We start from the raw sequence: 14,104 nt of genomic DNA on the forward strand, positions 1-14,104 counted from the left end.
TTCAGAGTGTCACGTCAAACGGCCAACCTGGCCTGCTGATGCAGGCGTTGGCGACCACGGTGTATTGCTTCATCAGAGTGAAGACGTCTGCCACGCTACAAATCCCCCAATTATTTTCGTGTGTCGACCATGTGGGCCGCGCAATAGTCGTGCGCGCGCTTCAGTTCGTGCTCGACCGTGCGCAGCGAAACCCCCAGCTTTTTGGCGACATCTCTTTGCGACAGCCCCTCCCAGCGCACGAGCATCAGGATCTCCCGGCGACGCTTGGACATGCGGTCGATGACCTTGAACAGACGCTCCATGTCGGAGCGGGCCTCAACGGTCTGCTCGGGACCAGGGGTGGGATCCACGACTTCCAGCAAGGCGTCCGCTTCGCTGCGCGGCACGGCACGGCTTTGGCTGCGCTGCTGGTCCACCGCGATGTTGGCCGCCATGCGCAGCAGGAAGGCATGGGGATTCAGGACAGGCCCCTGATCTTCCAGGCGCTGCAGCCGCAGCCACGTATCTTGCAAGGCGTCGCCTGCCAACTCATCGCTGCCGAGCCGGCGGCTCAGACGGCTCTTGAGCTGGTCGTAGCGCTTGACCAGATAGTCCAGCAGCAGGGGCTGTGCTTCTCCGGTCAACGCGAGGACCTCTTGACGCAAGCGCGACCCGCAATCTCGTCGCGGGGCAGTACCAGCATGACCAGCGGCTGGACCAGTCCGGCAGGCGGCGACTGGTCGATATGCACCCGGTGCAGCGTTTGCAACACGGCCGCATCGCGTCCCTTGTCGCCGGTCGAGCCCAGCAAGCCGGCGTCTTGGACGGCACCGGCAGCATCGATCTGGAAACGCAGCAAGGCGCGGTAATCGCCGGGCGTGGTCTGTGGGTTGGCACAAAGACCTTCCCACACTGTGGCTTGGACCAGCCCGTCATAGGTCGACGGGCTGCTCGTGCCGGCGGTTGTGGCGACCGTCGCCGGCTCGCTCGCGCTGGCCGGCTTCAGGACAAAGGCATGGGTGTCCCCGGTGCCGACATGGTGGGCAACCAAACCGGTGCCGCTCAACAGGAGAGGCAGGGCGGCTTCCGGCGAATAGGCTCCGCGAAGCGGCGAGGATGTTCGCCCGGACACCAGAGAACTGCGAAACACCGCCGGCCGATCAGTCACCGCCGAATAACGATTCAAGGCGGATGCCAGCGGCTGAGCGGGGATGTCGAAATCCAGAAGCGCACGACTGGCCTGCGCCGGCGCCGCGGCGCGCGGCACGACGACCTTTGCGTCGTCAGTCGCCCAGACTTGCGCGTATGCGCACAACGCCCACAAGACGATGCCGCAACGGGTCACTCCGGCCGTGTGCGAGCACATCCCGGCCGATCTTCGCGCCCTGCATTGCCACGAACGCCGCCATGCCCGTGGCCGTACCGCGGGCACCATGACAGAGGGAGTAATTGGCTCGGCAAGGGGTACGCACCATTGTGGAATCTGTCATGGTGGCAGCGCCCCGTGACTGCTTCGTTACAGATGCAAGCCGCAACCGGATTTCCCGACAAAGCAACGTATCAGTGGCGGATCATCCGCCCATGTCGCGCTGCCATCCCAGCGTCCAGGACACCCCACAGCGGAGGCATATCGCCTTGGACAGAGCCGACTGATCAATGTGCAATGTGCAGACGTTCGACCGCGCGCGAAATACAACTCCTAGCCGATGGCGATGAAGTAGCGCAGGTGCCTCAAATCCCTCCGCATTCGATGTCCCCTTCTTGACGCCTCACACAAGATTTCACGGTGCTCCCCGCGGCGGACGGGGTCTGCCAGCGTAGGGACAGGCCGCGTCGGGGTGAGCCGACGCCCACCATCACCGTCTGGCCGGAGGCTTCGGCGCAGTGGTCCAGGGCCTGGCGCAGCGCGGAGTCCACGCTGCGCAGGGAGATGCGAAGCCAGGCGGCGACCTCCTGGCGGGTCTTGTCTTCCAGGCGAAGTGCGACCAGCACCGAACGGTGGCGACGCGGCAGGCGCTGCAGCGCGCGCTCCACCGCTTCCAGATCGGAGCGGGCCTCGGCAATGACGTCGGGGCCGGCCGAATGGTCGGCCAGTGCGTCCAGCTCGGACTCCACGCCGCTCGCGTACTGCATGGGGCGGTTGCTGCGCAGGCGGTCCATCGCCAGGTTGCAGGCCACGCGATAGACGTAGGCCTCAGGGCTTTGCACGGGCTCGGATACGTGCATCTCACCCAGACGAAGCCAGGCATCGTGCAGGCAGTCGCTGGCCCGGTCGGGGCAGCCCAGGTGGCGCAGCAGGCGTTGGTGCAGCCGTTGGTAGTTCGACGCCAGGACCTCGCGCAGCACGGCGCCGTGGTCTTCCTCTGCAGGCGTCTCGGTGGCAGCGGCATCCATCGTTGTTTCAAACGACGCGGGGCAATGCCAAGCACTCGGATCCATGACGGTTTGGCCTCGGTGAGCAGGTGCACGACGCCCGGCGACAGATGGGCAAAGCGGTCCCAAGTAGCTCCCGCCAAGACGGGGAGCTACAGAGAACACAGCGTCGAGAGGTGGGTTAGCGGTCCTGCTGCAGAAGACGCCGCTCTTCCGAGGTCAGCCGTGCCGCATGCCGGGAATCGAGGGTGCCGCCCAAACCGACGATCTGCACTGGACTCGCCTCGCGGTAACGCGTTGCATCGGACTGCAATCCCGCCTTGGGTGGCGGTGCTTGCTCACCGCGCCCTATCGGTTCATTGCCAAAACCCAGCACCTTCACCGTAAAGACCGACGGCAGGTTGCCGCGTGCCGCAGCACGCTCACGCTGCACCGCCTCCTGAGCCGCTGCACTGGCCTGCGATGCCGCGGCACTGGCTGCAGTCAAGGCACCGATGTTCACCGACACCACTGCCGGCAAGCCCGTGATCTCACCCTCGCCCGCGATATTGTCGGCATTGACGATATGCAAGGCCGCCAGGTTCAGGTTGCCGGCAAAGCGGATGCCCGCATCGCCTGCGTTGATGGTGCCTTCCGGTGCGACCAGATCCACGTCGCCGTCGCCCACCGTGCCGATGCCGCTGCCGCTCATGTCCGATTTCTCGAGGACCGAGGTAAAGCCATCCAGGTCGGTCAGCACTTCCGGGGCCGCAGGTACGCGCACGGTCTTGGACCCGCGGCCCGCATCGATGTCGCCCTTGGTCGACCAGATGATCTGGTCGCTGCCCTGGCGCGTGGCTTCGGGCACGAAGGACAGGATGCGCGAGCGGTTCACCACCACGTCTTCCCTGGCGAACACATTGATGTGACCCGAAGCCAGCGTGACCAGGCCATAGCCCGCCGGCACGCTGGAACCCAGCGCCGCCAGTTGCAGGCCACCGCCCGGGGTCAGCACACTGACGTCGCCGCCGGCCATGGTGCGCAGCATCAGCTTGTTGGCCGCCACGTCGCCTTTCCAGGCATCACCGGGGAACAAGGTGGCGATGGCCGCGTAACCGCGGTTGTAGCCGCCGTTGCGCGGCAGGCCACCGGTGCCTGGCTGGTTCTGGTCGCGGCCGGCCTCGCGCAGTTCCAGCAGATAGACCTGGCGCAGGAACTGTCGTTGCGCCAGTGCCGGCAATTCCTGGAAACGCGCCCAGGCCTGCAACGGCTCCAGTTTCTCGCCGGTCATGTCCTGCATGTACGACACCAGTCCGCGACGGACCGTTTTCTGCTGGTCGTCCTTGCGGGTTTCCACCAAATCGGTCAGGTAGATCGGCAGCACCGTGCCGTCGCTGCCGGTGGACTTCAGGTAGTCGGGCATCGAGGCCACCTGGGCCGGGTCCAGGTAGGCACTGGCGAAGGCCTCATAGCCGGCGGCCTGGTTCATGCCCGCCATCACCGTGATCGAGGCGCCCTGCTCGGGCAGACCCTTGATATCCGAATCGGCCACCGGACGGTTGTTGTTGTCGTGACGCCGGTTGCCCAGGGTCTGGATCGACAGATCGTCGGCGTAGACATCGCGGCCTGCAGACACGGCCAGCGTGCCGGGCCCTTGCATGGCGATGTCACCGGTCAGGCTGCGCGAGACGGCGCTCTCGGGATTGATCGGAGCAACAGGCGTCATCGCGAGGATGTCGTTGCCCGCTTCCAGCAGGGTCACATCCGAAGCACGCAGGTTGCGGCCTTGCAGGCGGATGCCGCGGATGTCGGTGCCTGCACGCACCCAGGTCTGCTCGCTGGCGCGCAGGTCCAGCCCCAGGATCGAGCCTTTCGCCGTGTAGAAGCGGCTGGGCTCGAAGTCGCCCGCCAGTGGCAGCACGTCCGGGTTGTGCACGCTGCGCAGGTAGGCGTCCTTGATATGGGAGGACGGGCCATTCCAGATCCAGTTCTCCAGCAGGGGTTCCAGATCCATCTGGCCGACCTCGTATCCGCCGCCGCCAGTGGGCATGAACGCCGACGGCATCATGGCCGGCGTGGCATAGGCCATCAGCACCGGAGCGGCGAAGCGCATGTCGTTCTGTGCAACCAACCTCACGTCGTTGGTCGATCCGGGCAGCACATACAGCGGACCATCGATGGCCAGATCGCCGTTCAGGGCCGCCACGGACAGCCGCGCAGGGTAGCGATTGCCACCATGACCGACCAGGGTGTCCCTGTCATTCGTGCGCAGTTCACGGTCACTGAAAATGAACTCCGCGCGGTTGTCGAAGGTGATGTCGCCGCCGGTCGAGAGCAGCTTCAAGGCGCTGCGGTCGGTGTATCCGCTCATGTAGGCGCCATGGTCCAGGATCTGCCCATTGGCCGTGAGGCCATCCCCATAGCGCACCAGCAAGGGATCGACCACGGTCTGCAGGCGCAGGTCGCCCGCGGTACTCAGGCTCAGGGTGGCATCGCCCAGCGCCAGCACTGGCGCCACCGTATAGCTGGAGCGCCTGATCGTTCCACTGCTGTCATCCCAGTCGACGTTGACCGAGTGGCCGGTCGTGGTTTCGCCCGCGCGTATCGTGCCGGCACCGCGCGCCACGTAGTACTGGCCGCCGCGGATGGCGCCGCCGGCTTCCACCGTCATCGCGCCGCCATTGCGGGTTTCCATGGCCATGGCCTCGGTGGCACTGCGGCCGCCACGCATGCGCATGTTGCTGGTCAGTGCGACCAGCAGGTTGCCCAGATCGCCGCCGGCGTTGACGGTGACGTTGCCACCGCCCAGCGCACCCACCCCCTGCTGGAAGGCGCCGTAGTTGATCCACCAGCTGGACTGCTCGGATGGCCGCAGCAAGGGGCCGTAGCTGCCATCGGGCCTCCAGCCGGACTCACCGTTTTCATAGGCGCCGAAGTAGCGCTGATCGTTGAGGTTGCCCTGGCGGTTGAGCCACTGCGTGAAGCGCTGCCCCGAGTGCTGCGCCTCGATGCTGCCCTGGGCATTGATGTCCAGGTGACCCCCGTCGATACCGTAAGTCGCCGCCGGGTTGGCCGTGGTGAAATCGTTCCAGGTCGTGGTGTCCTTGCGTCCTGCGGTGTAGATCACCGATTCCTTGTGCGCCAGGGTCAGATCGCGGCCAGCACGCACTTCCAGATCACCCGTGCCGGTGCGAATCAGCTTGCCCGCGCCATTGTCCGGCGTGGGATCGCCCTCGGAGGGGACGGCGGTGTTGGCCGTACCGACGATGAGGTTGCCCTGCCCCGCCACCTGCGCGGCCAGTGGCTTGAGTGCCAGCGTGTGGGCCGAAGCCAGGTCAGCACCGGCGACCAGGCGCAGGTTCCACGAGGCCGTGTTCTGCAAGACGCCGCTGCGATCGGCCTGGTCGAAGCCATCGCTCAGGTGGCCGTTGATGAGCAGGTTGCCGCCCGCGCGCAGGGTCAGCGTGCCTTCGCGGTGACCGGAAAAATCGCTGAACAGGTTCCAGTCGCTGTTCATGGCCAGATCGCCGGCGCTCTGGATCTCGATGCCGGCCAGGATCGCGAGGTGGGTGCCCAGCCGGGAGGCCATGCCGAAGGCTGCGGCGTTGAACCGGTGGGCATCGGCAATGGCGTCGGCCTTGACCGAGTCCACCGTGCGGCCGTCGTAGTCAGCCACGTCGTAGGTGCTGACGCCCTCCAGCACCGCGGAACGCGCCCCGGTGATATTCACCTTCAGCGCAGTGGCATGGATCCCGTCGTGGCCGGCAGTCTGCCGGGCGCGCAAGCGCACCTTGCCGCCCTCGTTGCCTGCCACATCGATCTGTCCGCCTTGCAAGTCGAGTTGCCCACCCGCCGCCTCCAGCGTGACCCGGCCACTGCCGAGTTCGCCCATGGCCCCTGCGAGCAATTGCGCACCCTGCTGCATGGAGACGCCATTGCCGCCGGTGATGCGGATCGCGCCGCCGAAACCCGAGCGCGCGTCGATGGTGCCGGTGATGTCGATGCTGCCCTGGTCGGTGGTCAGGGCGAAGTCGTCCACCGTGGTCGTGCCGTCCAACAACACATTGCCCTGGCGGATACGGAACTGACGTGAGCGATCGAAACCGGCTTCGTTCAGACGATGACTGAAGGCGGCAAAGTTCGGCAACGCCTCGATGTCCAGCGAGAAGGCACCCGCCTTGCCACCGTTGCCCGCCCGCGCGGCAATCGTGCCCTCCAGGATCACCGTACCTCCGTTCGAGGCCGCCACGCTCAGGGTGCCGGCGCTGCCACCGTCCTGGTGCGCGGCCAGGTTGAGCATGCTGTCACGGCCCAGATGCACATCGCCGCCGATGGCGGACAGGTTGATGCGACCCGCGTCCGCGTATTCGGACACGTCGAAGAACTGCTTGGCAAAGCCGCCCACATCGATCCGCGCGCCTTCGGCCAGTGCCAGGCTGCCATCGGTCGCGGTCAGGTCGATACTGCCGCCCAGGGCCACGGCGTGACCGCCGAACTGAATGCTGCCGCCGGTCAAGGCAAGCCGTGACCCCAGACTGTCCTGCAGGTCCTGCGGTGTCGATGCACCGCCAGAAAGTGCCGCGACCCGCAGTGCGCCCTCGGTGACGAAGGACTGGGTGGCACCGCCGCGACCGGTCAGCAGCGGCGTGTTGAGGGTGAGCGCGGCGTTGCCGACGTGGATCCCGCCTGCGTCCTCGCCGACGATCTGCCTGCTTCCGGTGAGGGTGACCGCATTGAAACCGGAGAAACGCTTCTGCCCCGCACCCAGCACCAACGTGCCGGCGTCCAGGGTGAAGGAACCGCTGCCGATGCCGGTGACGCTGGCGTTGCCCCCGCTGTTGAGCAGCGTGATGGTGTCGCCCTTCAGGACGACCGCGCCCGCGCCATGACCGACGAAGGCCGCGCCGTCGAAGGCCAGCGAGGCCAGCCCGGCCGCGCCCAGATCGAGTGACTCGTAAAAGTCGAAGCTGGAGTAGCTGCGCAGAGTCAGGCGCTTGGAGTTGGCCAACTGCGCCAATGCGCCGGTGTCCAGCACCATGCCTTCGGTGCCACCGCCCAGGCCGATGCGGCCGGCCGCCACGGAAAGGTCTGTACCCGAGATCCGTGCCGAGCCGGCCAGTTCGGTGGTGCGGGTGGCGTCGATCAGCAGCGCCGCACCGCCGTTGATGATCGCCCCGGCACCGATGCGGACCAGGCCGCCCCGGGTGGTGTCCACGTTCTCGCGCAGTACCTTGACCGCATCGCCGTTGGCCACGCGCACCAGCGCGCCCCAGTCGCGGGCCGGCGCCGTGAGCACGTCATCCTTCGCATCCTGGGCGTCGACCACGCCATCCCAGTTGTCGTCCAGCTGGCCGTCCGGATCGGTATAGACCGCGGCCAACTGCGGCTTCATCACCAGGTCGCCCGCATTGCTGGAACCGGCGCCCTTCGCACTGACCACGCTGCCCGCCTCGATGGCGACCTGCTCGCTGGCGGCCAGGAGTATCTCCGGGCCATACAGTTGCGAGCCCGCATCGTTGCGCACCACGATGTCACTGGCGGTCACATGCAACTGCAGGCCCAGTGGGTCGCCCTTGCGTATGCCCCCGATCAGCAGGCTGCCGGCACCGAAGTTGGACAGGCTGGTCGCATCGATGATCAGGTAGCCATCGGCCTGCAACGTACCCGCGTCCTGCCCACCTCCGACGATGGCGATCTTCTTGCTGGCAATGTCCACCAGGCCACCACGACCACCCTTGTCGGCTTGCGACAGCAATGTGCCGTCCAGGATCAGACGTTGGGTGGCATCGAACACCACCGCACCGCCGTCGCGCGCCAGGCGTGGCGTCACCACGTTCTGGCCGGTCAATCGGTACTGGGTGAGCTTGAACGCGTCGGACGAGAAGAAGTCGTTGGCGAAGGCTTCGTTGTACTCGCTGTACTTGCGCAGGGTGGCACCCGGCATCACGCGCCAGGCCGATGCGATGGCATCCTGGGTGTTGCCGAGAGCATTGCCGCCCTTGCCCTGCATGATCAGACTTCCGTCGGCCACAACCACGCCGGCTCTGGCCGCCCCCGCCCAGTCCTTGCCGGTGGCCTGCACCGCGAAAGCGCCGGGCAGCAACGCGTAGCGTGCGGGCAGCAAGGCGTACCAACCTGCGGCCAGACCCTTGCCACCGGCCAGCCAGACACGCTGGCCAGCTTCGATGCCGCTGGCCGGCGCAGCACCGTTGCGACTGGGAAGAACGGCGTACATGCCCGGCAGGTTCAGCACGTCGTGCGAGCCGCCCGGGCCCGGCACGAATTCCCAGGCATACAGGTCGCCGCCGCCGGTGATGTCCACGACCGCACCCTTGTCCAGTGCGACGTCGGGCGAGGTCAGGGTGATGCGTTTCTCCGGCGGCGCGGTGAGCGAACCTTTCGCGGGAGCGGCATCGTCCAGCGGCTGGGTCGGATCGTGCCAGTGTTCGTTGTTGGTGAGGGTGCCGTAAGGCACCACCAACCCCGCCCCGGAGACCGAGGTGATGCTGCCCGCGCCCAGCGTCAGGCGCTCACCAGCAATCAACTCGATCTGGCCGAAGGGGGCGCGCAGCACGCCGTTCTGCTCGATCACCGGTGCCTCCAGACGCAACGTGCCGCCGGCCGACAAGGGCGCCACACCGGCTACACCAAAGCGGTCGACATGGATCGAATCGCCGGCACGGATGATCGCCTTCATGGCCATGGCCGGATATATCTGTCCGGCCTTCAACACCAGCTTGCCGTCCACATCCAGATGGGCCTGCAGCAAGGTGTCGCTGTTGAACTGCGTCGGCAATGCGCTCCCAAATCGAATCTCGTCGGCCTCCAGCAGGGTGCTGGCGAAACCAGTGATGCGGACAGCGCCTGTCATCACCACGCCTGTTTCGTTTTCGTTGGCGATGTCGATCAACGAGCCACGCAGCGTCAGCTGGCCGGAGGATTCGGCGCTACCGGGAGCGGGAGACAACGAGACATTCGAATTCGCACTCAGCGCGATGTAGGGCGCGTGCAACGAAGAGGTTGCACCCTGATTGCCCTTGATTTCACCCTGCAGCGAAATGGACCGCCCCATCGCGATATGCGCGTTGTCCAGCCTGATCGCGCCCTGCGAGGAGTTGACCAGCGACAGGTCCGCGAAGCCGCCTGCCTGAAACGATTGCGGCCGCACGGTCAATGCATGGGCCTGCCCGGGCGTCTGCAGGATCTCGCGCAGCAGTTCCGTGTACAACAGATTGTCGCGGAAGAAATCCAGCGATTCGGGCGTCAAGCCAAAGCGGGCAGGATCCAGGGGCACCGCGTCTGCCGCGGGTGCGGGCATGGTGTCGGACAACACCAGTTCCTTGCTGTCATCCAGATGCCCAAGCAACGAGGAAGGAATGATGAACGCGGTGGTTCCTCCTATCAGGGGACTCCAGTCGAAATCCAGCGCTTCCTTCCAGTTGCTGTTGTCGCAGGCGCCATTGCCCGCCAGGCCGTAGCAGTCCGGGTCCATCGATTGCAGCGCCTGCTGCAACCTCTCCAGCGGCGTGCCGCCCGCCCCAGAAGGAGCAAGCATGTCGAACTCGATCTTGCCACCGCTCGCGCCGGGACCGCCGGCCGCGCCCACCAGGGTGCCCTCGATCAATCCCTTGCCGCTGATCCGGATCAAGCCACCATTGCTGTCCAGGGTGATGGCTTGCGGGTCTTTCCGATCGAACATGCCATACGGCGTTCCATCGATTTCACCCGTGGCACCGGAGACGTCGATCAGCGCACCCGACTCAAGCCATATGTTGCGTCCTCGCAGGCTGACTGTTCCACCGTCCAGTACGGAACCAACACGGCGCCGGGAACTGTTCAGGTGGATCACCGGCACACCCCGCGCCAACAACTGCGCATCGGAAGCAATGTTCAGCACATTGGCTTCCAGTTCGATGCGTCCCGCCGCCGCCTCGAGCGTGCCATGCACGGTCAATGCGCTGTCCTTGCCCGCGGCAAAGTGGAGCTGCCCCCCCGTGTCGGTACGTACCACTGCGCCTTTGCCGATGTCGATGCTGCTGCCCGAACTGCCCAGATGGAGCGAGGTGGCTTTGCGCACCAGGCGCTGCTCAGGTCGCAAGATGCCGATCGGCGCCGCTCCCGCCAGGCTTTTTCCGGTGGCCAGGTTGCGGAAGTCAAAATTCGTCAGGTCGATGCTGGAGGCCAGTTGCGACACCGTGACATCTTCCGGCACGACGATGCGGCCTTCATCACCCACGCTGACGGAAACACGGCCAAAGCCGAGTTCCCCATACAGCGAGGCGGGCAGCAGCACGACATCGGCGTCGGCATCGGCAAGCGCGCCGCCGATCTGCACCGATGAACCCGTTTGCAGCACCAGACTGCCGGCCGAACCGGCCGCGTGCGCGCGAAGGTTCAGGCTTGCCAGGGCCATCCCGGGAGAGATGCCTGCCAAGGTGATGGCACCTGCATCGCCCACGCGCAGCACAGGCAGGCCGTTCCTGCCGATATCCACCCGGCCGCCACCGGAGACATCCAGGTACGCTTCAGGGGCGGCCCGCCACTGTCCTACGTTCAGACCGATCGAACCACCGTCCATTGCCCACGGCCCCGTGGGCAGGCCGTCGCGCCAGGCATTGACCCATTGGCCACTGACATCCAAACGACCGTCCGTGCCCAGGATCAGCTCACCGTTCCTCGAGTCCAGATTGATGGACCCACCCGCGGCGCGGATCAGGCCATGGATGCGCAGATCGCCGCCGGAGCCTTCGTTGCCGCCGATGTACAGCGACGCGCCCGGCGACAGGTCCAGACTGGCGCCAGAAGTGAGTTCGAAGTCGCCGCGAATCGTGTTGAAGACGATCTCGCCCATGCCCGACCGGCTGAGCATGTTGTCGGACAACCAGGTCAGCTTGAGTGACTTCTGTTTTTCAGGGTCCGGATCGAGTGGAACGTAAAACTCATCTGAAAGTCGGGTCGCGGCGTTGAAGGCTTCATCCAGCCTTTTCGGGTCATGGCTGACGATGATGGTGCCCGGCGACCAGGGCTTCTGGTCCGGGCTGCCTTCGCCCAGTTGCAGGAGCCCCCCCTTGTTGCTGGTGGGATTCCTGAGCTGTCGGTCGCCCACGACCACGTTGCCGCGGAAGTCGCCTTCAAGCACCATGGCATCACCCGCGAAGATCTTCACCTCGCCCGCGCTGCGGCCTTCGGTATAACCGGTCTCCCTCTGATGGCCACCGATCAGCGGGTTCTGGTAGGTCTCTTCGACGCCCCAGCGCGCGTGGTTGACAACGTACCGGCCGGCGAGGCCGGTATAGACCATGTCCGGCAGGGCCTTGTCCATCGCGTAGGTTCTGCCGTCTGCTCCCCGCAGCTTGGTCGCCGTATTCAGTCCGTCGGAATATCGAACTGAACCGCCCGACACATCGATCACCGAACCCGCGCGCGTGATGACTGCGCCGCCTGCTCGCAAGGTGATGCTGCCGGCATCGGCAGACAGTTCATTGAGATCGGTCTTGCCCACGCCGACCCAGCCGGCCACATCGGCCAGCGGCGTACCCACCCATTCGCCAGGCATGGTGACCACCACCCCGTTGGCGTCTCGCTTCTGGACCCATTGGACGCCCGCCATCGGACCTTTCTCGAACACGCCATTGGCACGCCGGTCGACGATCACCTTCTTGCCGCGCAGCCAGGAATCCAATTGCAGCGGCGAGTCGCGCAGTTCGTTGATGCGCAGCTCGGCCTCGACGAAGTTGCGCGACATGGCCACCTGCATGTCCTGCAGGCCGGCCACGCTCAGGAAGGCATCACGATCGAGGTAGATGCGGCTGGCATCGCCCAGACTGCCTTTGCGCCAGGCCTGCTGAGTGAACAGCGGGTTGACCGCCGACTCCATGCTGATGGTGCCGGATGGCACCAGCACCCCGGCGCGTGGCTGGATATCGATCAACTGGCCATACAGCTCAACCCGACCCGGCCGGTAGCGCGTCGCCAATGCCGTCGATTCGATCTCGCTGGTATCGGTCGTGTCGGGCAATATCTGGATCAGGCTGCCTGCGCCCAGTGTCAGCGTACCGGCCGACCAGTTCATCAGGTCATCGACACCGTCCGCATACATGTGCGTGCCCAGGCCCCAGGCACGCAACAGGATGGAACCGTTGCGGTTGTTCAGTGCGGTGGTGGCCATCAGCACGCCGTTCTGCCGGATGTCCTGCGCTTGCAGGGTGACGTTGCCTCGGTCGGCGCGCACGCTGCCGGTATTGACCACCTCGTAGCCGACCGCCTTGGCTCGCGCAGCCATTTCAGGCAGCACCACCGTGCGAATGCCCTCGACGAACGAGGCATCCGCCCAGGCACGATCCAGCCCCAGGGCACCGACCATCTGCCCGCCGGTGAACGCCCAACCCGGTACCGCCGACACCGCCACATCCAGGCCACGAACGCCATTGGTGTCGTTGCCTTGGGGCGATTTAAGGTAGACGTTTTCGCCTGCGGCCAGGATGACCTGGCCATCCGGTGCCGAGAGGTGGCCTGCATTGTTCACCTTTGGCGCGAACAGCATGAGCTTGCCCCCGCTGCGCACTTCCAGCTGCGCACCGGCGACGACCGTGACCGCGCCCGGCGGCAGGCCGGGCTCGAAACGATCGACCGAGCCCAACTGGTCCGGGGTGGTGCCGTTGCCCGGCTTGAACGCAGCCTCGGCGTAGTAGATGTCGGGTGTCAGCGAGGTGAATTCGCCGAACTGAGGGATGGGAAAGTCGTTGCCCCCGTTTGCGAACTTTTGCGGGTTGTTGATACCCAGCTTGAACTGCTCATCCGACAGCTTCAGGCTCGATGCCACCAGCGTGCGCGTATTGATCTGGCTGCTGCCTGCGAAAACAATGCCGTTGCGGTTGATCAGGTAGACCGAGCCATCGGCCTTGATCTGCCCGGCAATCTCACTGGGCTTGCCGCTGGGATCGTTGATGCGGTTCAGCGCAATCCAGGTGTTGCTGCCGTCCTTGGCGCGGGTGCCCTTGCTCTGGTCGAAGTTCACCGTGGTGTTCTTGCCGACGTTGAAGGTCTCCCAATTCAGGATGGCCTTCTCGGCGGTCTGCTCGATCTTGACTTCGGTCTTGCCGCCGGCTGCCGTCTGTACGGGACCATTGGCATTGATCCAGCCAGCAGTGAGGCTGTGGGTGTCGACCTTGAGTCCGCCGTCGACGAGTCCATCGGGAACGCTCGAGCCCGCATTCAATGTGGCTTCTCGCGCCGCCGCTTGCGCGGCCTGTTGCGCTGCGATACCACGTGCGGCCAGATTGAGGTTGTTGATCGAGCGCGCGACATTGGCGTTGATCGGTGCCGCATGCGATCCCAGGCTGGATGCCGGCATTCCATTGGACAGCTTGCCGGTCTGCAATGCGATGTTCTGCGCAGCCCCCTTGCTGGCAAACCACGCCGGACTGAGGGTCCGCTGGGCATGCGCAACGCCGACCATGCTACCGGCGGCCAGCGTGAGCGCGATGGCCCGCGCCATCGGCGCCATTCGGAAAGTTCGTCTCTCGGTTCGTATCGCTTTCCGATCCTTGCCGTTGCGCGCCCGTGTGGTCATGTGAGTTCCTGCCAAGTTGGAGACGATGTCGAATCGGCTGTCCGTCGCATCGGCCAGCCATGTTCTTGGAGTTCGGCACAAGCGCAGCGAGTGATCGCAGGCTTGCGCAAAACTTCCCGATGGCTAAGAACGAACGACGACCCCACTCACCCGCAGATTATTTTTAATCCCCAGTCTTTCAGCGGATTTGCAGGCATCCGC

At 65.4% G+C, this 14,104-nt stretch carries 4 protein-coding genes; all 4 read right to left on the bottom strand.

Annotated features, from left to right (window positions below):
* Nucleotides 1-110 precede the first annotated feature (110 nt).
* The 4 genes from ACSFBC_RS12900 to ACSFBC_RS12915 all read right to left on the bottom strand — a co-directional run bounded on the left by ACSFBC_RS12900 (nt 111) and on the right by ACSFBC_RS12915 (nt 13,903).
* Nucleotides 111-623: an RNA polymerase sigma factor gene (locus ACSFBC_RS12900; RefSeq protein ID WP_435510734.1), complete on the bottom strand. Its 513-nt coding sequence runs from the start codon at nt 621-623 to the stop codon at nt 111-113.
* The gene (locus ACSFBC_RS12905) at nt 620-1,324 is read right to left on the bottom strand and encodes an energy transducer TonB (protein ID WP_435510735.1); all 705 of its coding nucleotides are present in this window, start codon (nt 1,322-1,324) and stop codon (nt 620-622) included. Before ACSFBC_RS12905 ends, ACSFBC_RS12900 begins: the two co-directional genes overlap by 4 nt.
* A gap of 386 nt (nt 1,325-1,710) precedes the next feature.
* The gene (locus tag ACSFBC_RS12910) at nt 1,711-2,373 is read right to left on the bottom strand and encodes an RNA polymerase sigma factor (RefSeq protein WP_435510736.1); all 663 of its coding nucleotides are present in this window, start codon (nt 2,371-2,373) and stop codon (nt 1,711-1,713) included.
* Between the two features lie 160 nt (nt 2,374-2,533).
* Nucleotides 2,534-13,903, bottom strand: a complete 11,370-nt coding sequence (locus tag ACSFBC_RS12915; RefSeq protein WP_435510737.1) for a filamentous haemagglutinin family protein — start codon at nt 13,901-13,903, stop codon at nt 2,534-2,536.
* Nucleotides 13,904-14,104 lie beyond the last annotated feature (201 nt).

It is taken from the genome of Variovorax frigidus (genome assembly GCF_051216515.1).
Classification (GTDB): domain Bacteria; phylum Pseudomonadota; class Gammaproteobacteria; order Burkholderiales; family Burkholderiaceae_C; genus Variovorax.